The 21,018-nt window shown below is 64.5% G+C and carries 17 protein-coding genes; 7 read left to right on the top strand and 10 right to left on the bottom strand.

Features of this window, described 5'->3' with window-relative positions:
- The first annotated feature begins 18 nt into the window (after nt 1-18).
- From metF to ACN9M2_RS02730, 3 genes are all read left to right on the top strand, one after another.
- Entirely contained in the window at nt 19-849 is an 831-nt protein-coding gene (gene metF / locus ACN9M2_RS02740) for a methylenetetrahydrofolate reductase [NAD(P)H] (RefSeq protein ID WP_426286648.1), read from the top strand.
- 62 nt (nt 850-911) lie between these two features.
- Nucleotides 912-1,424: a DUF4124 domain-containing protein gene (locus ACN9M2_RS02735; protein ID WP_426286647.1), complete on the top strand. Its 513-nt coding sequence runs from the start codon at nt 912-914 to the stop codon at nt 1,422-1,424.
- A gap of 94 nt (nt 1,425-1,518) precedes the next feature.
- Nucleotides 1,519-2,436: a branched-chain amino acid transaminase gene (locus tag ACN9M2_RS02730; RefSeq protein ID WP_426286646.1), complete on the top strand. Its 918-nt coding sequence runs from the start codon at nt 1,519-1,521 to the stop codon at nt 2,434-2,436.
- Between the two features lie 139 nt (nt 2,437-2,575).
- Here the strand turns inward: ACN9M2_RS02730 and ACN9M2_RS02725 are convergent, their stop codons facing one another.
- From ACN9M2_RS02725 to ACN9M2_RS02685, 9 genes are all read right to left on the bottom strand, one after another.
- On the bottom strand, nt 2,576-3,451 hold the full coding sequence (locus tag ACN9M2_RS02725; protein ID WP_426286645.1) for a hypothetical protein: 876 nt from the start codon (nt 3,449-3,451) through the stop codon (nt 2,576-2,578).
- Nucleotides 3,452-3,463: 12 nt separating this feature from the next.
- Nucleotides 3,464-4,960: an esterase-like activity of phytase family protein gene (locus tag ACN9M2_RS02720; protein ID WP_426286644.1), complete on the bottom strand. Its 1,497-nt coding sequence runs from the start codon at nt 4,958-4,960 to the stop codon at nt 3,464-3,466.
- Entirely contained in the window at nt 4,960-7,311 is a 2,352-nt protein-coding gene (locus tag ACN9M2_RS02715; RefSeq protein WP_426286643.1) for a TonB-dependent receptor, read from the bottom strand. Before ACN9M2_RS02715 ends, ACN9M2_RS02720 begins: the two co-directional genes overlap by 1 nt.
- 142 nt (nt 7,312-7,453) lie before the next feature.
- Nucleotides 7,454-8,737, bottom strand: a complete 1,284-nt coding sequence (locus ACN9M2_RS02710) for a sensor histidine kinase (protein ID WP_426286642.1) — start codon at nt 8,735-8,737, stop codon at nt 7,454-7,456.
- Nucleotides 8,721-9,407, bottom strand: a complete 687-nt coding sequence (locus tag ACN9M2_RS02705; RefSeq protein ID WP_426286641.1) for a response regulator transcription factor — start codon at nt 9,405-9,407, stop codon at nt 8,721-8,723. The genes ACN9M2_RS02710 and ACN9M2_RS02705 overlap by 17 nt, the downstream gene beginning before the upstream one ends.
- Nucleotides 9,408-9,601: 194 nt before the next feature.
- Nucleotides 9,602-10,537: a 30S ribosomal protein S6--L-glutamate ligase gene (rimK, locus tag ACN9M2_RS02700; protein ID WP_426286640.1), complete on the bottom strand. Its 936-nt coding sequence runs from the start codon at nt 10,535-10,537 to the stop codon at nt 9,602-9,604.
- Nucleotides 10,534-10,983 carry an ATP-dependent zinc protease gene (locus ACN9M2_RS02695; protein WP_426286639.1) on the bottom strand — a complete coding sequence of 150 codons (450 nt, stop codon included), beginning with the start codon at nt 10,981-10,983 and terminating at the stop codon, nt 10,534-10,536. The genes rimK and ACN9M2_RS02695 overlap by 4 nt, the downstream gene beginning before the upstream one ends.
- A 185-nt stretch (nt 10,984-11,168) precedes the next feature.
- Entirely contained in the window at nt 11,169-12,476 is a 1,308-nt protein-coding gene (locus ACN9M2_RS02690; RefSeq protein WP_426286638.1) for an MFS transporter, read from the bottom strand.
- 37 nt (nt 12,477-12,513) lie between these two features.
- Entirely contained in the window at nt 12,514-14,262 is a 1,749-nt protein-coding gene (locus ACN9M2_RS02685) for a glycoside hydrolase family 13 protein (protein WP_426286637.1), read from the bottom strand.
- 78 nt (nt 14,263-14,340) lie between these two features.
- Between ACN9M2_RS02685 and ACN9M2_RS02680 the strand changes: the two genes are divergently transcribed.
- The 4 genes from ACN9M2_RS02680 to ACN9M2_RS02665 all read left to right on the top strand — a co-directional run bounded on the left by ACN9M2_RS02680 (nt 14,341) and on the right by ACN9M2_RS02665 (nt 18,813).
- Nucleotides 14,341-14,814 (top strand): helix-turn-helix transcriptional regulator, encoded by a 474-nt coding sequence (locus ACN9M2_RS02680; protein WP_426286635.1) that lies wholly within the window; start codon nt 14,341-14,343, stop codon nt 14,812-14,814.
- Between the two features lie 29 nt (nt 14,815-14,843).
- Nucleotides 14,844-15,254, top strand: a complete 411-nt coding sequence (locus ACN9M2_RS02675; protein ID WP_371022620.1) for a VOC family protein — start codon at nt 14,844-14,846, stop codon at nt 15,252-15,254.
- A gap of 143 nt (nt 15,255-15,397) precedes the next feature.
- The gene (katG, locus tag ACN9M2_RS02670) at nt 15,398-17,647 is read left to right on the top strand and encodes a catalase/peroxidase HPI (protein WP_426286634.1); all 2,250 of its coding nucleotides are present in this window, start codon (nt 15,398-15,400) and stop codon (nt 17,645-17,647) included.
- A gap of 215 nt (nt 17,648-17,862) precedes the next feature.
- A complete protein-coding gene (locus ACN9M2_RS02665; RefSeq protein ID WP_426286633.1) occupies nt 17,863-18,813 on the top strand; it encodes an RHS repeat-associated core domain-containing protein in 951 nt (316 codons plus the stop codon).
- A gap of 471 nt (nt 18,814-19,284) precedes the next feature.
- Here ACN9M2_RS02665 and ACN9M2_RS02660 read toward each other — a convergent pair whose 3' ends face one another.
- The gene (locus ACN9M2_RS02660; RefSeq protein ID WP_426286632.1) at nt 19,285-21,000 is read right to left on the bottom strand and encodes a cyclic peptide export ABC transporter; all 1,716 of its coding nucleotides are present in this window, start codon (nt 20,998-21,000) and stop codon (nt 19,285-19,287) included.
- Nucleotides 21,001-21,018 lie beyond the last annotated feature (18 nt).

Here is a 21,018-nt window from a genome sequence, read left to right as displayed (position 1 = left end):
ATCCACGCGAGATCGCCCATGCCCGCCATCAGCTTCGAATTCTTCCCGCCCAAGACCGACGAGCAGCGCGCGCAGCTCGATGCGGCGGTCGTCCGTCTCAAGGCGCACGCACCCGACTACGTCTCGGTGACCTTCGGCGCGGGCGGGTCGACGCTCAGCTACACCGACGACACCGTGAAGCGCCTGCGCGCCGAGCATGGCCTTTCGGTGGCTCCACACCTGTCCTGCATGGGTGGCACGAAGGCTGAGATCGCCGCGCTGCTGGACACCTACAAGGCCACGGGCTGTCGCCGCATCGTCGCCCTGCGCGGCGACCTGCCCTCCGGCATGGCCACCCCTGGCGATTTCCGCTACGCGGCGGAACTGGTCGCCTTCATCCGCGAGTACAGCGGCGACCATTTCCATATCGAGGTCGCGGCCTATCCGGAAACCCATCCCCAGGCCGAGAACGCGCTGATCGATCTCAGGCACTTCAAGGCCAAGGTCGATGCGGGCGCCAATGGCGCGATCACCCAGTACTTCTTCAACGCGGATGCCTACTTCCGCTTCGTGGATGACGTGGCGAAGCTGGGCGTGCAGGTGCCGATCGTGCCGGGCATCATGCCGATCGCCAATTTCAGCCAGTTGCGCCGGTTCTCCGAGCAATGCGGTGCGGAAATCCCGCGCTGGATCGTGAAGCGCATGCAAGCCCACGGCGACGACGCGGCCGCGGTGCGCGACCTGGGTGCCGAGGTGGTGGCGGAACTGTGCCAGCGCCTGCTGGACGGCGGTGCGCCCGGGTTGCACTTCTACACGATCAACCGCGCGCGGGCGACGACCTCCGTGCTGGAGCGGCTCGCCGAGCGATAAACGTGCGCGCCGTCACCCTTCGATGAGGCGCCGCCGGGGATGATGGCGCACCGCTCGCCACCGTGTTCCGCTCCGTGATCCGCGCCATCGCCCTGCTCCTGCTGCTTTTCCTCGCCCTGCCCGCCGCCGCGCAGACCGCGATCCATCGCTGTGTCGGGTCCGACGGCCGCCCCGTCTTCAGTGACCAGCCGTGCACCAGTGTCGGCGCCACGTCGGTCATGCCTGCGGCGGCATCCTCCGCCTTGGCGGTCGCACCGGATGGCCCCTCGGCCGGCCTGCTCTGCGCGAAGGATCTCGCCGAATTGCGCGACGGCGTGGCGCAAGCCTTCGCCTCCCGCAGTGCCAACCGCATCGGCGGACTGATCCTGTGGAACGGCTACGGCAGCGGCGGTACCGTGGACAGCCTGCGTTCCATGGAAGCGTTGGTGCGGCAACCCCTGGTCTCGCTGGAAGGCAGTGAGGGTGGAGGCATCGACGCGGTGACCTCAGGCCCTGGCGGCGACGGATCGACCCGTCGCGCGCACTTCGGCGTGGTGAGGGATTCCGGATGCCTGTGGCTACGCCCGCCGGGATGAGACTGGAGTTCCATCCGCCACCGCACTGACGCGACGCGCCATGTGGGTGGCGGCCGTACCCGTTATCATGGGCGGTCCCCTCCGGAGCGTACCCATGTCGCAGAACTACCCCGATTGGATCTGGCAGAACGGGCAGATCAAGCCCTGGCGCGAGGCCACCGTCCACGTGATGGCGCACGCGCTGCACTATGGCTCGTCGGTGTTCGAAGGCATCCGCAGCTACGAGACACCCGATGGCGCCGCCATCTTCCGCCTCACCGACCACCTGAAGCGCCTGTTCCTCTCGGCGAAGATCTACGACATCGAGATCCCCTACTCGGTCGACGAACTGGCCGAGGCCTGCCGCGACGTCGTCAAGAAGAACGACCTCAAGGCCGCCTACCTGCGCCCCGTGGCCTTCCGTGGCCTGGGTGGCTTCGGCCTTTCGGCCGAATGCCCCACCGACGTGGCCGTCGCGACGTGGCCCATGGGCCCTTACCTCGGCCCCGAGGCGCTGGAAAACGGCATCGACGCTTGTGTATCGAGCTGGCAGCGCTTCGCGCCCAATACGATTCCCGCCGGCGCCAAGGCCGGTGGCAACTACCTCTCCGGCCAGCTGATCGCCCGCGAAGCGCGCCGCCTGGGCTTCGGTGAAGGCATCGCGCTGGCGTCGACGGGCCTGCTCAGCGAAGGCGCGGGCGAGAACCTGTTCCTCGTCTTCGACGGCGTCCTGCACACCACGCCGGCCAGTGCCTCGATCCTCACCGGCATCACCCGCCATACGCTGATGACGCTGGCGCGCGAGGAAGGCATCGACGTGGTCGAACGCGACCTGCCGCGCGAGTACCTCTACCTCGCCGACGAAATCCTCATGTGCGGCACGGCGGCCGAAGTCACGCCGATCCGCTCCGTGGACGGCAAGAAGGTCGGTAGCGGCAAGGGCGGCCCGATCACCCGTCGCCTCCAGGAACTCTATTTCGGCCTGTTCACCGGCAAGACCGCCGACCGTTGGGGCTGGCTGGAACCGTTGTAACCAACCGGGCGCTTCCTCGGCCGGGGGTGACCTTCGGGCGGGAAGCGCGCTGGCCCGCGATCGGGCGTGCGAAAGAACCCGATCGCGACCGAGGCCGCTTCCCGCCCGGGGCCATGTTCCGGAAAGTCTGCGCTATCGCTTAGTTGCAGAAGCCGTTCGGATAGGTGGACGACTTATAGGCGTAGAGCCAGCTGGTCTTGCCGCCGTCGTTGGCGATGTTCCAGCCGTTGCCGATCGAGCCGATCGCCTTGTTCAGGGTCTGCGAGCGGGTGAGCACCGGCGTGGTGAAGTAGTTGTCGGCGTCGGCTTCGACGCGGAACGACAACTCGGCCAGCGCGGGGGTGGATGCGCCGTTGACGTACCACAGAGTGAGCGTGAACTCGGCCACCGATTGCCCGATATCGGATTCCGGACCGTCGTATTCCTGCTGCGTCACCGTGACGCCCGCCACCGGAGAAAGCCCGGCAGTGGAGATATCGGACAATGCCGATGCGCCGGGGAACTGCTTGATCAACGCCGAGACGGTGGTGGGCGTGGTGGTGGCATCCTGCTTGGTGGAATGCGCGAGTACGAGGCTGCCCGGCGTGACGTCGGTCTCGAGCTTGGTCTCCTTGTTCTTGCCCGCACCCGATACGTCCGTCCAGTAGGCCAGCTCTTCATCCGCGTGGCGGAACTTGAACTGGATATCGTTGTGATCGCCGGCGCGCGTACGCACGGTGTAGCCACGACTCATCAGCGAACAGCTGTGTGGCGTGTCGTAGTAGGCCAGCGTGTCGCGATCGCCCGCGCTGAAGCTGCCACTGATCGTCTTGTCGAAGGCGAGCGCGGACAGGCGCACCGAGACATCGTGCAGGAGCGTGGCGGCCGCGCTGGAGGGATTGCTGGCGAAACGCGTGGGATCGAGCAGCACCTTGTATTCCTTGCTGTCGACGTAGGCCGGCGTGTTGGCGTGGCTGGCCGTGGCGCCGAGCAGCAGCGTGGCCGATAGCAGGGATAGAACCGTACGTTTCATCATGCGCATGACCCTTCAGTGGTGGTGGGAGGCGGCGGTGGAACGCATGCCCGGCAAGGTCAGCCGGTACACGAGGATGCGGTTGTCGTTGTCGATGGCGGAATCGCAACGCTGGCCTTCCATGACGCAGTGCTTCGCGATGAAGTCGTTGTCGTTGCCGACCAGGAGGAACCAGTCGTCCGGGTAGGCCGGGTCGAGCACGGGGACGAGATCCATCGCCTCCCACTTTTCGGAAAGCATCGCCATGCCCGGCTTGTCACGCTCGATCGAAAGCCCGAACCGTGCGAGATCGGCGGGGTCCAGCAGATCGACCAGCGGCTTCCAGGTGGCCGGATGGATCTCGGCGCGCAGACTGCCATCCTGTCCCAGCACCGGCGTCGTCGATGTCTCGTATCTGGTTCCCGCGAGGTTGCTGGCACCATCCGTATCCACCAGCAACACGCTCTTGAACACGATGGGCTTGCCGTTCTCGGCACCGTAGCCATTGCCATCCCGGGCGAGCATGAGGAAACGGTGGTCGTCGATGGCCCGGATCTCGCTCTGTGCCGCCGTCTTGTTCGGCGCGCCACCGTCGCCCTTGTCGTCGTACGCGGGAAGGCGAACCACGTAATGCGCCACGGGACGCTTCGGCACCGTATTCCGGCTCACGTCGTAGACGAGCACACGCGTCAGTGTGCGGCCCGAGGCATCGCCAGGAACGCTGTCCTGCACAAGGGCGCTCTGCAACACCACGAACAGGCGCTTGCCGTCGGGCGAAAGCGCCATGCCTTCCACGCCCTGGTTATTGCGCCGACCACTCGCGGGCGCACGCAGGGACGTGAAGTCGGGCTTGCCATCGGCGTCGAGCGGCTGCACCGATCTCGGCGGAACGAGGACACCGGCGAGCCGGCCTTTCGCGTCGAAGCGGTAGACGTTGGCGGCGTACTCGTCACCCACGTAGAAGCCGCCATCACGAGTGAACTGCAATGACTCGGCGTCCAGCGACACCTTGCCGGCGCCCACTCCTTTCGCGGGTGAAGGCAGGACGATGCCGCGCTCCGTACGCAGTCCGTCTCGTGGCTCCGCTCCCGTGAACGGCCTGCCGTCGAAGTCGCACAACTCGCGCCCTCCGTCGGGCACCAACACAAGACGCGCCCGTCCCACCGTCATGCTGAAACGAAACCGGTGCAACCGCCCCCGATAATCGAAGAACACGTCGTGCTCCGGATCGTTGCGGCCACGGTCCGGTAACGTCCATAGAGTGCCGGTGTACGTATCGCCTTCCCGCTTCCAACTCCCTGGCTCGATCATCAGCGATGAGAACGAACCGAGGGTGTCGCCGAGGAAATCCACTGTGCCGGCCGCCAGCGATCCAGTGGCGACGAGCCCCTTGTCGATATAAGTCGTGCCACCCATCTGGATGGCCCTGGGCAACGGCGTCGAAGCGATGTCCGGCACCCGCACCTCGCCCGTCTGTGCCGCCGCGCTGCCCAGCAGGAGCACCACGGTCAGACCGCCGACCATGCGCAGCATCAGAAGCGCACGTCGAGGTTGGCGAAGTACTGGCGCGGCGCCGAGGCATGAAATACGTACGCGGTGCCCTTCGGATCGCTGGGCACGAAGGCGCTCGAATCGAAGTTGCTCGCGTAGCGCTTGTCGCCCAGGTTGGTCACGTTGATCGACAGGCGGATGTCCTTGGCGAAGGACACCGGTCCGAAGTCGTAACCACCGGAAAGATCCCAAACGGTGAAGCCGCCGAAGCCCTGGTCGTTCGTGTACGTGTAGAAGCGCTCGCCCGTGTACTTGCCGCGCAGGGAGGCGAACCACGCACCCTGCGTCCAGTCGATCTGCGTCGCGAAGAGCTTGGTCGGCGTGTCGGCCTGGATCTTGCCCTTGGTGTGCTGGACGACGCCTGCCTGCACGTAGTCGCTGGCATAGGTGGAGCGGTTGTACGAGGCCGAGTTGTACCAGCGCAGATGATCGGTCGGCGTCCAGACGAAGGTCACTTCGACGCCATGGCTGTCCACGCCGCCCACGTTGTAGAAGCGGTTGCCGCACGACGGGCCGACCGGCTGGCGCGAGTCACAAGGGTTGTACTGGAGCAGCCGGTTGTCGAAGCGCACGTTGTACGCGGCCACCGACGCGGCCACCGGACCAGTCTCGATGCGATACCCCGCTTCCAGGCTGCGCGATTTCTCGGGCTTGAGATCGCCCTGCGTATCCCAGATGGCCTGGCTCACCGCCTGCGGGCCGAGCTTGAAGCCACCCTGGAACATCGCGATGTTCTTCGCGAAGCTGGCAAAAACCTCCTGGCCGTCGGCGATCTTGTAGCGTGCGCCGAACTGCGGCAGCAGGGCCTTGCTCGCGCTCAGCTTGCCGCTGGCGAACTGGTTGTTCGACGTCGGCTTGATCGGCTGCACGGCGTCGCCAGGCAGCGCCGTGGCTTGCGATGTGACGTGCGGGCTCTTCACGCCGACGTCGACGGTGAGCGCATCGTCGAGGAAGCGGATCGTGTCCTGCAGGAACGCCTGTCGCGTGTTCCATACCGTACGCTGCGCGAAAACGCCAAGGTCCGGCGTGGTGTCTATGGGTGCGCTCAGGTCGCGCGGTCCGCTGACATAGCTGCTGTAACGCGAGGCGCTGGAGACGTTGTGCTCGTACCAGACGCCGCCTTCGATGTGCTGGTTGGCGATATCCCACGCGGCGGAGAGGATCGCGCCGGAGCGGTTGATCGTATACAGGGTGTTACGGAAGATGATCGGCAACTGGCGCGGCGTACCCGGATACGAATAGGTGCCGCTGTTCCAGTTGTGTCCTTCGCCAGCATCCTCGTGGTGATAGACCTGGGCGTGAATGGTGACCGAATCGCTGGGGAAGAAGTCGCCTGCGAGATAGTAGAGGTCGTCGTCGCGCAGGATCTGTCCGGCAGTGAAGGCTCCGTCGGCATCGGTGTCCGCGCCGCTCTTGTCGCAGAGCTTCGCATTGAGCGTACCGGCGTTGCAGTAGGCCTTGCCGATGGCGCGCTGCCAGTCCGGCGCGTAGCCACCCCAGTCCCAGCCCAGGCCGCGTGCCAGTTCGCTCTTGGACAGATAGAAATAATCGGCCTGCGAAGTGCGCGAGGTATCCGCGAAGCCAGTGAGGCGGCCCCAGTCGAAGTCCCATACGGCCTTGCCGTTGAACTGCTTCGTGGTCGAGCCGTTGTAGGCGCTCTGGTTATTCCAGAGGTCCGACGTGGTGCGCGCACCGGAGAGGTACATCGAGAACCCGTTGTACTCGCCGGTATCGAAGCGGGCGAAGGTGTGGCGGTTCTGATCGCTGCCGAAGCCCTGCACGACGCGGCCACCCATGGTCTTGAGCGGATCGCTGGAACTGTAGGCGATGGTGCCGCCGAGGTTGCTCGTGGAAGGCGTGCCGAGATTGCCGATGCCTTCGGAAAGTTCGGCACCGGCGAAGTTCTCGGAGATCAGCGCGCGGTTGATCGAGAGGCCGTTGTAGTTGTTGTACGCACTGTCGCCCAGCGGCATGCCATCCAGCGTGTAACCCAGCCGCGTGCCGCTGAAGCCGCGCAAGCTCAAGGTCATGGACTGTTCGTTGGTGCCCAGCGCATCGGCGGACTGGGCGTTCACGCCGGGCAGGACGTTCAACACCTTCTGCAAGCTGGTTCCCGGGGGGAGCACCTTCTGGTCGGAGGTGCGCAGGCGCTGCACCTGGCGCGTCTCGCCCGTGCCGATGACGGAAACGGCGTCGAGATCCTGCGCCTTGTCGCGTTTGGCCGCGGTATCGGCGGTGCCGGCCGTGGTATCGGTGTCCGTCGCATGGGCGACGGAAGCGAAGGCCATGCCCAGGGCGATGGCCAGAACGGTCTGCTTCAACAAGAGCGGCATCCTTACTCACGCTGACGCGCCGCAGCCCCTCCCCTGAGGCAGCCCGGTACACGCCGTGGAAGCGTTGGATAGTCGGGCGTCCAAATGAAATCTTGATGACAGCTGAGATGACAGCGAAGGGAGCCGCGCCGGCTCCCTGTGCCTAACGGAAGTCGATCGTCGAGATCGCGCCGGCCATCTCGGGGCGGGGACGCAGGGAAACGTCCCAATCGTAGAGTTCGCACAGGCGGCGAACGATGGCGAGGCCCAGGCCCGCGCCACCACCGGTGGCGCTTTCGCCACGGATGCCACGCTGGAAGAGCTTTTCGGCATCCTCCGGCTTGATCCCGGGGCCGGTATCGATAACGTCGATGTGGCCGTCGAGGACACGCACGGTGACCTTGCCTTCCATCGTGTACTTGATCGCGTTACCGATGAGGTTGGTCAGGGCCACCGAAAGCACCGATGCGGGTGCATTGACGGTAACCGAGCCGTCCGCGATCAGTTCGATCTCGATCGGCTTGCCACCCATCTGCGGACGTTGGCTCTCGATGACGTCGGCGGCGACCTTCGCGACGTCCGTTGTCTCGCCACGCGTCGGCCCACGGCGCTCCGCACGCGACAACAGCAGCAGGGCTTCGATGAGTTCGGTGGCCTGGCGCGAGGCGCGTTCGATGCGCTTCAGGCGCTCACGCAGCTTGTCGGTGAGATCCGGAGAGCCCTGCAACAGTTCCGTGGTGCTGGCGATGACCGCGAGCGGCGTGCGCAATTCGTGGCTCACGTCGGAGTTGAATTCGCGGTCGCGCTCGACCACCGACGTCAGCCGCATGGCGTATTCGTCGAGTGCCACGGCAAGCTCGCCTACCTCGTCGTCGGCAAAATGCGGAGCCAGGGCTTCGGCCTTGCCCACGCGACGGAAGTCGCGCAGGCGGCGCGCCAGATCGGTCACCGGCCGCAAGACGCGCGACGACAACCATACGCCCAGCACCAGCGAAAACAGGCCGAACAGGAAAACGGCCGCGACCACGCTGGTGATCAGCTGGCGCTTGCCCAATTCGTCGCGGGAAACGTCGAACTGCAGGAAATTGATGATGCCGCCGTCCCGCCGCACCGCCACCTTGTAATGGTGGTTCTTGCCGTCGTTTTCCGTCTCGTGGAGATCGTGCACGCCGGTGTCGAGCGATTGCCAGTTCAGCGGCGCCTTGTAGATCGTGCGGTCGCTGAAGGTGGACGCCTTGACGATGTTGAACTGCGGACGCTCGTTGGGATTGGCGCGCACCTGCTCGTTCAGCGAATCGACCTCGTCCTGGAGGGCCGAGTTGATCAGCTGTTCTTCGACGCGCTCACGGATGTTGATCGCGGCGAACGCGAACAACGCGCTCAGGCCGAACCCGAACAGCGTGAACGTGACGATCAGGCGGAAACGAAGCTTACGTCTGGACCGCATCCGGAACGACCATGCGGTATCCGATACCGTGACGCGTGTGGATCAGCGGTTCCTCGAAGGGCTTGTCGATGGCCGCACGCAGCCCGTGGATATGCACGCGCAACGAATCCGAATCGGGCAGTTCCTCGCCCCAGACGCGCTGTTCGAGATCCTGGCGGGTCACCACGGAGGGGCTGGCCTCCATCAGCGCCTGCAACAGCTTCAGGCCGATGGGATTCAGCTGGATCGACTTGCCTTCGCGGGTCACCGTGAGCGTGTCGAGGTTGTAGGTGAGGCCACCGACCTTGAGCACCCGGCTCTGCGGGCCCTTGCCACGCCGCGCCAGCACTTCCAGGCGCGCCGCCAGTTCCTGCAGGGCGAATGGCTTGGTCATGTAATCGTCGGCGCCGGACTCGAAACCCGTGAGCTTGTGCTCCAGCGAATCGCGCGCCGTGAGCATGAGCACGGGCGTCTGCTTGTGCGCCTCGTGGCGCAGCTTCTTGGCGACATCGAGCCCGTCCATCCCCGGAAGGGTCAGGTCGAGCACGATGACGTCGAAATCGTGCACCACGGCCAGATGCAGGCCGGTGACGCCGTCGCCGGCGAAATCGACCACGTGACCACGATCCTCGAGGTAGTCCCCGATGTTGGTCGCGATGTCGGTATTGTCTTCGATGACCAGAACGCGCATGCGGCACTCCGTTGTGCGGTCGCTTGAGTCTTATGAGTATTGCGACGGCAAGCTTAACGGGGAAACCGTGAAGCGGACAGAACTAAAAGAGAGGCCCGGACGGGGGGAACCCGCCCGGGCCGAAAGAACTACTGCCCCGATACCGTCACCCCGCGTCGCGGAATCACAGTGGGACCTTTATAGGGGAGCGCCCTTTAAATCGCTGTTAACCCCTTCGGGGCCTTGGGCCGGCGGGCCTTCGGCACGGCCGGACGGCCGGCCAGCCGGGCCTCGCAATGGGCGACGATGGCACCGGCCACGTCGACGCCGGTGCTGCCCTCGATGCCCTCCAACCCCGGGGAAGCGTTGACCTCGAGCAGCAGCGGCCCGCGCGACGAGCGCAGCAGGTCCACACCGGCCACCTCCAGCCCCAACGCCGAGGCGGCCTCGATCGCCACCCGGCGCTCGTCGTCGGTCAGGGTCACCTGGGCCGCGCTGCCGCCACGGTGAAGGTTCGCGCGGAACTCGCCCGGCGCCGACGACCGCTGCATCGAGGCCACCACCTGGTCGCCGACGACGAAGCAGCGCAGGTCCTGGCCGTTCGCCTCGCGGATGAACTCCTGGACCAGGAAATTGGCGTAGAGGCCGCGGAACGCCTCGATGACGCTCTGCGACGCCGAGCGCTTCTCGGCCAGGACCACACCGGCGCCCTGGGTCCCTTCGTTGAGCTTGATGACATGCGGCGGGTCGCCGAGCATCGCCATGAGGTCGGCGGTGTCGTCGGGGTTGTCGCCGAAGGCGGTCAGGGGCATGTCCACGCCGCGTGCCGCCAGCAATTGCAGGCACCGAAGCTTGTCGCGTGCGCGCAGCACGGCATCGGACGGGTTCGGGGTGAAGACGCCCATCAGTTCCAGCTGGCGCAGCACCGCCGTGCCATAGAACGTGCTGGATGCGCCGATCCGCGGGATCACGCAGTCCACCGGGCCGAGCGGCTTGCCCTTGAAGTGGATGGCGAACGATTGCGGCGCGATGCTCATGTAGCAACGCAGGGGGTCGATCACCCGCACCGTGTGCTTGCGCTTGCGCGCAGCCTCCACCAGCCGCTGGGTGGAGTAGAGCCGCGCGTTGCGCGACAGGATGGCGATCTTCATGACGGGTCCCGGACGGCGCGGCGCGGCGTCTGCGAGTAGGAAAGCGAAGGATCGACCAGGAAACGCCCATCGAGGGCGGTCCGGCCGAGCAGGAGGGGAAACAGCATGTGACGCCGGTCGGTCAGGTTGACGTCGGCCATGAAGCGGTGGCCGGCCAGTTCCACTTCCGTGCGGATGAACCAGCGCGTGGTGGTGTGACCGCCCGAGTCCGTGACCGAACGCTGGCCCGTCGCCTTCGCCTCGCAGGGCGCGGATACCCCGCCCTTGCGCGTGGTGCGCACCTGGAAGCGCAGCCATGTGCCATCGGAGCGCTGGTCCACTTCCAGCCATTCGACGTGCAGCGACGACGAGCGCGCGCCCGTATCGAGCTTGGCCTTGAGGACGGGAATGCCGAGCGACGGAAGTGCGAGCCGTTCGCGCCAGCCTAGGGTGATGACGTCAGTCATGGGGTCTGGAGCGACGAGTAGGGGGACGACGGCGGGTCGCGGGGAACGACCCATGTTCGCGGCGACATGCCTCGATGGGAAAAGCATGCCGAAGGTACGAAGCCGGCGCAACTGTATCGGACAGTCGGGGGACCGCCCTCGTCACGGGCATGAAAAATGCGTGAAGCGGAGAGCGGCCCGACGGCTCAGCCCGCGTCCGTGCCCCGCCCTTTCCGCATCATGTACAAGGAGCTGGCGATGCCGACCAGGGCAACGAGACCGACGTAGTGCGCAGGCCCCAGCCCGCCCGCTGTCTTCGCCAGGTAGCCCACCAGGACCGGGGTGGCCGCACCGCAGATGGCATAAGCCACGTTGTACGACAGGGAAATACCCGAAAAACGGATGGCCGGCGGAAAGGCGGCGACCAGCACCGATGGCACGATGCCCGCCACGCCCGCGAACAGCCCGGCCAGCGAATACAGCGCAAGCAGGTGGGTGCCGCCGCTTCTCAGGTCGAGGTACAAGGCATAGGTGCTGGCGGCCAACCCCACCGAAGCCACCAGCATCGCGCGCGCCTTGCCCTGCCAGTCCACCAGCAGACCACCGAGCACGCAGCCGACGCACAGGGAAAACGCGGCGAAGCTGCCGCCGGTGAAGGCCCGGGCCGGCTCGATATGGAAGGCCGTTTGCATCAGCGTCGGCGTCATCAGGATCACCACGACGATAGCCGCCGTGAGCACCCAGGTGACGACCATCGACAAGGCCACGCCCGGCAGGTGATCGCGCAGGACGACCCACGCGGGCAACTCCGTCGTCAGTTCCTTGCGCTCGCGCATGCGCGCGAATACCGGCGTCTCGCTGAGCCAGCGGCGCAGGTACACCGCGAAGAACCCGAACACGCCCCCCAGGAGGAACGCGATGCGCCAGCCATGGTCGAGCATCGCCGCCTCGGACATGCGGGCGCTCATGGCGGCGGCGACCAGCGAACCGATGAGGATGCCGAAGGTGAGGCCGGAACTCAGGCTCGCGCATGCCAGGCCGACCCGATGCCGAGGCACGTGCTCGGCAACGAAGACCCACGCGCCCGGCACCTCGCCGCCGATGGCGATGCCCTGCACCACGCGCAACAGCGTAAGCAACACGGGCGCCAGTACCCCGATCGTCGCGTACGTGGGCAGGAAACCGATGCACAGGGTCGGTACCGCCATCAGGAACACGCTTAGCGTGAACATGCGTTTGCGGCCGACCCGGTCGCCGAAATGCGCCATCACCAAGCCACCGAGTGGCCGCGCGAGATAGCCCACGGCGAAGATGCTGAAAGCTTGCAACTGTGCCACCCAGTCGGAGGTTCCCGGCGGGAAGAACAGGTGCCCGAGCGTCTTGGCGAAGTACGCGAAGATCACGAAGTCGTAGAACTCGAGCGCGCCACCGAGCGCCGACAGGATCAGCGTCTTGGCATCGCCACGGCCCAGCGGCCGGCGGTCGGTCATGTCGGTATCGATGATGGTGCTCATGGGGATGCCCGGGGAGTGATCGCGCGACTATAGGTGCTTATCTGTCGAAAGAAATCACCCAGACGGAGTACGGCGGCAGGATCGTACCGTCGAGCTTGTCCGATCGGCCCAGGGAGGCGTCGCTGGCGGCCAGCGTGCGCAAGCCGTGGCCCTTGACACCCGATGTCAGCGGCCTTGGTTCGCCGCTGAAATTCATGGCGACCAGCACCGGTTCCTTGCCTTCGCGTACATAGGCGAGCACGTCCGGGTTCTTCGTGTCGACGAAGGTCATCGCACCGCCGCGCAGCGCGGGGTTGTCCCGGCGCAACGCGCTCAGCTTGCGATACCACTGCAGGAGGGACGACGGGTCCGCCATTTCGCTGGCGACATTGACGGTACGGTAGTTGGCGGCCACCGGCAGCCACGTCTTCGGATTCGTGGAGAAGCCCGCCTGCGGCCCGGCCGTCCATTGCATCGGCGTGCGTTCGCCATCGCGCCCTTTTTCCTTCGGCCAGCCGGTGATACCGATGGGATCGCGCACGTCTTCCTTGCGCGTGGGCGTGCTCGTGGTCATGCCGATGGGAGCGCCATAGTACGTAAGCGCCACGCCCCTGTTCGTCAGCAACAGGGCGGCGATGATACGTGCGCGGGCGATGTCGTTGCGGCCATCGCCGAACCGGTCGATGGAACGCGGATTGTCGTGGTTGTCGAAGACCAGCAGCGGCGGTTCGCCGAGCAGGTCGGTCTGCGCGGCCTGCAAGTGTTCGCGGAACCAGCCCGCGTCGAACTTCGCCTGCCAGCCGAAGCCGGGGATCATGTCCATCGGCAGATGCAGTTCGTCCTTGTGCTCGCCGCCGTACCAGGGCAGCAGATCGCTTGTCTCGGGTGTATAGGTTTCGCCGATGAGTACGCGATCGCCGGCATAGCCGTCCACCATCTTTCGCATGCGGCGCATGACGTCGTGCACTTCCGGCAGGTTGTCGCTGTACTGGTTGTGCAGGTTCGGATCGCCCTGCGCGTTGGTACCGCCCCGCTCCGGATCGTTGCGCAGCCGCGTATCCTCGAACAAGGTGGAGATCGCGTCGAGCCGGAAACCGGCGACGCCGCGATCGAGCCAGAAGCGCATCGCGTCGAACATCGCCGCTTCCACGGCTGGATTACGCCAGTTCAGGTCGGGTTGCTGCCGGTAAAAGCGGTGGTAGTAGAACTGCTTGCGTGCCGGTACCCATTCCCACGCCGAGCCGCCAAAGACGGACTCCCAGTTGTTCGGCGGCACCTTGCCCTCGTGGACGAACCGCTTCTGGAATGCGGTCACGCCCGGGGCGTTCGCGTCCACGCCATCGTTCCAGATGTACCAGTCGGCCTTGGCGTTCTGGCGCGAACCGGCCGATTCGATGAACCATGCGTGTTTGTCGGAAGTGTGGTTCAACACCATGTCCAGGAGCACGCGGACGTGACGCTTCTTCGCCTCGGCAAGCAGCCGGTCGAAATCCGCGAGGTTGCCGTACTGCGCATCCACGGCGCGGTAATCGGAGATGTCGTAGCCGAAGTCGACCTGCGGCGAGGGATACATCGGCGCGATCCAGATCGCATCGGCGCCCAGCGAGCGCACGTCGTCGAGATGGGCCGTGATGCCGTCGAGGTCGCCTACGCCGTCGCCGTTGCTGTCACCGTAGCTGCGTGGGTATATCTCGAGGATCAGAGCGTGTTTCCACCACGGCGAGGGTGTGCTGGCAGCGGCCACGGCCATGCCGGTGACGAGAACGGCGGCCATGCCAGCCAGGAGACGGCGCGTGCGCTGGGGCATCGAAGGGGAGATCCTGGAGAGAGATCTCCCGATGAAAGCGCGCCGCGCCGATAGCGTCAACCGGCTTGAGGGAAGAAGGTGCGGCGTGTCACGATCCGCCGCGTGACCGACCGGCCCGCCCCGCCACAGCATCTGCGCGACCTGGCACGTCTACGCCGGGTCCGCGATCGCATCGACCGCGAGTACGCCCAGCCATTGGACGTCGAAGCACTCGCCCGCGGCGTACACATGTCCGCGGGCCACCTCAGCCGCCAGTTCCGGCTCGCCTATGGCGAATCGCCCTATGCCTACCTGATGACGCGCCGTATCGAGCGCGCGATGGCCTTGCTGCGTCGCGGCGACCTCAGCGTCACCGATGTCTGCTTCGCCGTGGGTTGTTCTTCGCTCGGCACCTTCAGCACCCGCTTCACGGAACTGGTCGGCATGCCTCCGAGTGTCTATCGCCAGCGGGAGGCGCAGGCGGTGTCCGGTATGCCGTCGTGCGTGGCGAAGCAGGTCACGCGACCGGTCAGGAATCGAGAAGCGCCCCGTTCGATGCGACGACTAGGATGACCGCTCCCAAACCAACGAGCACCGTCGCCATGGACATCACCATCCACGCCAGCTTCCTGCCGCACAACGATCCCGAGGCTTCCCTGGCCTTCTATCGCGACATCCTCGGCTTCGAGGTTCGCAAGGACGTCGGGTACAACGGCATGCGCTGGATCACCGTCGGCCCCGCCGACCAGGCGGGTACCTCCATCGTCCTGTATCCCCCGGCCGCCTCGCCCGGCGTCACCGAGGAGGAGCACCGCACGATCGCCGAGATGATGGCCAAGGGCACCTTCGCCATCCTCCTGCTGGCCACGAGGAACCTCGACGAGGCTTTCGACCGGCTGCAAGCCAGCGGCGCGGAAATCGTCCAGGAACCTGCCGACCAGCCGTATGGGGTTCGCGATTGCGCCGTTCGCGACCCGGCCGGAAACCTGATCCGATTGCAAGAGTTGCGCTAGCTCTTGATAGGCACAGCCTCTTGTCATCATAAGATCAATCAATTTCTGCAATGCTCACAATCAGGCCATGATCCAGGCACTAGGTAAACCACGAGTCGCCGGCGCTCGGTCCTTCGTCCCGGCAAGCCACAGGAGACCCGCTGATGTCGAGCGAAGCGAAATGTCCTTTCAATCACACCGCCGGCGGCGGCACGACCAATAGCGACTGGTGGCCTAAACGCCTGAGGGTCGACCTGCTCAACCAGCATTCGTCCCGATCCAACCCCCTCGCGCCGGACTTCGACTATGCCGAGGCGTTCAAGAAGCTCGACCTCGCCGCGCTGAAGAAAGACCTGACCGACCTGATGACCGATTCGCAGGAGTGGTGGCCGGCCGACTTCGGCCACTACGGTCCGCTGTTCATCCGAATGGCGTGGCACAGCGCGGGTACCTACCGCATCGGCGATGGACGCGGCGGCGGTGGCCGTGGCCAGCAGCGCTTCGCTCCGCTGAACAGCTGGCCGGATAACGTCAGCCTCGACAAGGCACGCCGCCTGCTCTGGCCGATCAAGCAAAAATACGGCAACAGCATTTCCTGGGCCGATCTCCTGATCCTCACGGGTAACGTCGCCCTGGAAAGCATGGGATTCAAGACCTTCGGCTTCGCTGGCGGACGCGAGGACACGTGGGAACCCGACCAGGACGTGTATTGGGGCAACGAGACCGAATGGCTCGGTGGCGATCACCGCTACGGCAAGGTCACGCCGAAGAGCGAAGGCGTACTGGTCGCCGATCCCGAGCTGCACGGTGAGGAAGAAGACCGCACCGAAGGCGGGCGCAACCTGGAGAACCCACTCGCGGCCGTCCAGATGGGTCTCATCTACGTCAATCCGGAAGGCCCCGAAGGGAAGCCGGACCCGATCGCCGCGGCGCACGACATCCGTGAGACCTTCGCGCGCATGGCGATGAACGACGAAGAAACCGTCGCCCTGATCGCAGGTGGCCATTCCTTCGGCAAGACACATGGCGCGGCCGAGGCGGCCAACGTCGCGGCCGAGCCCGAGGCGGGCGACCTCGAACAGCAGGGGTTGGGGTGGAAGAACAGCTATGGCAGCGGAGCCGGTCGCGACACCATCACCAGCGGCCTGGAAGTCACCTGGACGCAGACGCCGACGAAGTGGAGCAACCTCTTCTTCGAGAACCTGTTCAAGCACGAGTGGGAGCTGACGAAGAGCCCGGCCGGCGCGCACCAATGGGTGGCGAAGGACAGCGGCGATGTCATCCCCGATGCGCATGGCGGTCCGAACCGCAAGCCGACGATGCTGACGACCGATCTTTCGCTCCGCCTCGATCCGGCTTACGAGAAGATCTCCCGTCGCTTCCTCGATCATCCGGAAGAGTTCGCGGATGCCTTCGCGCGCGCCTGGTTCAAGCTGACCCATCGCGACATGGGGCCACGCTCGCGCTACCTCGGCCCCGAGGTGCCCGCCGAGGAACTGATCTGGCAGGACCCGGTACCCAAGGTCGACCACCCGCTGGTCGACGAGAACGACGTCAAGCAGCTCAAGGAGAAAGTGCTGGCCTCCGGCCTCACCGTGTCGGAACTGGTCTCGACCGCCTGGGCCTCCGCCTCCACGTTCCGTGGTGGCGACAAGCGCGGCGGAGCCAACGGCGCGCGCATCCGTCTCGCGCCGCAAAAGGACTGGAAGGTCAACCAGCCCGCGCAACTGGCGAAGGTGCTCGAACGCCTGGAAGGCATCCGTACCGAATTCAATGGCGCGCAGGCAAGCGGCAAGAAGATCTCCCTGGCTGACCTGATCGTGCTGGCGGGCAGCGCCGCCGTCGAGAAAGCGGCGAAGGATGCCGGGAGTGCCGTCACCGTTCCCTTCGCACCGGGTCGCACCGACGCCTCGCAGGAACAGACCGATGTCGCCTCCTTCGAGCCGCTGGAACCCGCCGCCGATGGTTTCCGCAATTACGTCAAGGGTCGCTACAGCGTGCCGGCCGAGGCGTTGCTGATCGACAAGGCGCAGTTGCTGACCTTGACCGCGCCGGAAATGACGGTGCTCGTGGGTGGCCTGCGCGTGCTCGGCGCGAATGTCGAGGCAAGCAAGCAAGGCGTCTTCACCGATCGCCCGGGCACGCTGACCAACGACTTCTTCCGTAACCTGCTCGACATGAGCACGGTATGGAAGCCGACCTCCCCCGCCAGGGAGTCGTTCGAAGGCAGCGAGCGCGGCACGGGCAAGCTGAAATGGATCGGCAGCCGCGTGGATCTGGTCTTCGGATCGAACTCCATCCTGCGCGCGCTGGCGGAAGTCTACGGCAGCGCCGACGCGCAGGAGAAATTCGTCGGCGACTTCGTGGCCGCCTGGACGAAGGTGATGAACCTCGACCGGTTCGACCTGCGGTAATAATCAACTCGGATCACAGCGATACTTCGGCCCACCGCCGGCACCGTGCCGCGGTGGGCCGAACTTTACGAGTTCGGCCATTACATCGGATACAAGCTACAGTCCTCAATAGGCAAGACATCGGAACTTCATCTACAGCTTTCGCAGCCAACCCTCTGGACTTAGACGGCTTGAGCCGATATATCTGGCTTCATCGGGGGAACAAGGATGAACAAATGGGTAAGGCGATTGTCGTACTCACGGCATGTCTTTTTGGCGGAATGGTTTTTCGTGCAACCGCATCGAGTGAGGTCACGTACTTCTACACGGACGCACAAGGGACCGTGCTCGCTGTTACCGATGCGCAAGGAAACCTGAAATCCACCAACGACTACAAACCCTTTGGCACCATCGTGCTAGGCGAACTGCAACCTCAACCAGGGTACACAGGTCATTTGCCCGATCCAGATTCTGGCCTGAGTTACATGCAGGCAAGATATTACGATCCGTCGACTGGACGTTTCCTGAGCATTGACCCAACAACTGCCAAGGCGGGTGATATTTCCCGCATGAATCGCTATACCTATGCGAATAATAATCCAGTAACCAATTTCGATCCTGATGGCCGCGATTGCCGGACAACCAATGGTATGACTAACTGCGTTACGTCTGCCTATGACGTATCGTTTCGTGCACAGCCGAAGTTCGTAGACTTCACAGCGTCATCCCAAAATTACCATTTTTATAGCGTACCGGTGATGGCGGAGGGAGTTCCATTGTCCGAGGCACAGGAGCAGTTGGTGAGCAACCCTACACCGGGATTCTCCAATGGGGCCACGCCAGATGGCACTCGGAACGATGCAACGCCATTGATAGGAAACTTCTTGACCACGACAACCAGTCCTGTCATGTCATTCACCGTGACGAATCAAAAAGATGGCCAGCCAGCTATCGTCAATGTCACGTTGGACGGTCATGAACTCGCATCAGGCATTGTCGTGAGGGAGGCTGTGCAGACGCCGGCTGGCGGGACGCTCATTCAAACATGGGGCGAAGGAACGGCAGGTCTGCAGGCTCCAGGCACTTTGAGCGGGAAGGTTATCAACAGCATATGGAACGTCGAGGCCCCATCACCTTCAAGCAAAGCGACCTGCGGGCAGGGATGGGGTAACTCATGCTTGCAATAAAGCGCCATCTCAGCCGATTGACTACAGCGGCGCTCATATCGCCCGCGGTACCCGGAGCTCTCCTGATCCTTATCTCTCTGGCAGGACGGCCACGAGAAGGCATCTGGCTACTTCAGATTGCGCTACCGATAGGCTATTTGACGATGCTTCTTCTGGGAATTCCACTACATCTGCTTTTTCGCCACCTACGTCTATTTGCGGTCTGGATTTATCTACCTGCGGGTTTTCTTTGCGGAGTGGTTCCCGCAGTGATCATTTTTTGGGAGGCGATAATCAGGAATCTATCTGATGGATCTTCCGCCTCGTCATGGTCGCCGTTCGTCGGTTTCGCTATCTTCACCGGAACATTGGGATTATTCGCTGCATGGGTGTTCTGGTTGATTGCGCGGCCCGACAGAAATGCATCGCCAAGTTAGTAAGCGCTTCGAGCGCCCGCCTCGACACGGATCGGTGCAGTCACCAAGGTCGCCTCTACCGTCCGATCGTTCCTGGCGAAAGCCGCTTATCCGTAGACGCTGGCCAATGTTCTGCCGGAGCCGGTACCGACTCCGCTGCCGCTTCATCATCGCGACGCCGCGTATCGGAAACGATGCGCCCTGCTTCGAGCTTCACCACGCGGTCGGCCAGGGAGAAATACCTGTCGTCGTGGGTGATCGCCACGACCGTCTTGCCACGCGCCTTCAACTCAGGCAGCAAGCTGCGATAGAAGTAATCGCGGAAGTGGGCGTCCTGGTCGGCGGCCCACTCGTCGAAGAAGAAGATATCGCGGTCTTCCGCATAGCACTGCAAGAGTGCCAGGCGCTTTCGCTGTCCGGTGGAAAGGGTGAGCTTCGATAATTCCCCCTGCGTCACCTCGACCTGCGAGCCCAGCCCCAGCGATACCAGCAGTGTCCGGATGCGTTCGTCGGGAAGAGGATGTCCCGCCACGTCGAGCACGTGCGGAAAGAGGAAGAAATCGCCGAACACACCCGTGAAACGCTCACGATGCCGCTGCCTGTCCCGTTTCAATGGCACGCCGTCGACGACGAGTTCGCCTGTGCGTGGCGTGAGCAGCGAGGCGAGCAGGAGCAACAAGGTCGACTTGCCACTGCCGTTGCCTCCGACGATGAAGAGGAGTTCGCCGCGCCGGATTTCCATGTCGACCGGGCCGAGCGCTACCCGTCCGTCCTCCTCGCCGGCATAGGCATAGGTGGCGCCCCTGAGCGCGATGCTGCGCCATTCGTCGCCGATGCCCGTATCCGCCTCGCGTGCGGGTGGATCGACGTCACCACCAAGGTCCAGGCCGACGCGTTGGAGATGACGCAAGCTGGCCGTACCGACGCCCACCTGCCGTGCCGCGCTCACGATGAACGCGACCGGGCCACTGAGGAACAGTGCGCCGATGACGAAGCGCATGAGCGTCGCCTGCGGCAATGCCAGGCTCGCGTAACCGACATAGACGATGACGAAGACCGATGCGTAGATCACCGCCGACGACCACGCCTCGTTGAAACCCAGGCCCGTATGCACCTGGATCATCAATCGGCGGGAACGGCCGATGGCCGGACGGATGAGTTCCTCGGCGACATGCCTGGCGCGTGCGGCATTGAGCGCCAGTTCCTTCTTTCCTTCGCTGAGGTAGCGGAAGTATTCGAAGACCTTTTCGTTCGCTTCGCGCAAGGCGTCGAAGCGCCGGCGGAGAAACCGCTCCAATGCCAGCGAGACCACGACCGTGACACCGAGAAATGCGGCGAGGATGCCCAGGAGCGGCGGCGAAACGCTGGCGAGGTAGCTGGCATACAGCACGATGAGCAGCCCGTTGTACGCCAGCAAGGGGGCGACGAGCACCAGCGGCGCGATGCTCGCCACATCCTCGATGAGCGAACCGAAGATCGCGTGCTTCTCGTTGGCCAGCTTCTCGTACTCCAGGTCGATGAAACGGCGCGAGAGGTCGATCCGCAGTTGCGCGACGAGATCGCCGCCCAGACGGGCCAGGATGAACTGCGATAGCGCGCCTGTCGTGAGCACGGCGACCAGCCAGCCCGCACCCTCCACCAGGGGCGCCGTGCGGCCGGCATGCACGCCGTTGGCCGCCAGCTCGTTGATATGCGACAGCAGCATCATGGTGGACAGGGCGCTCGCGGCGGACAGGGCCACGGCACCGAGGACGAGGGCACGGTGTCGAAGGATGAAGCGCTTGAGGATCATCGATGCGTCCTTCCACCC

Source organism: Luteibacter sp. E-22, assembly GCF_049913125.1.
Lineage (GTDB): Bacteria > Pseudomonadota > Gammaproteobacteria > Xanthomonadales > Rhodanobacteraceae > Luteibacter.
This window is presented reverse-complemented; position numbering and strand designations above follow the sequence as displayed.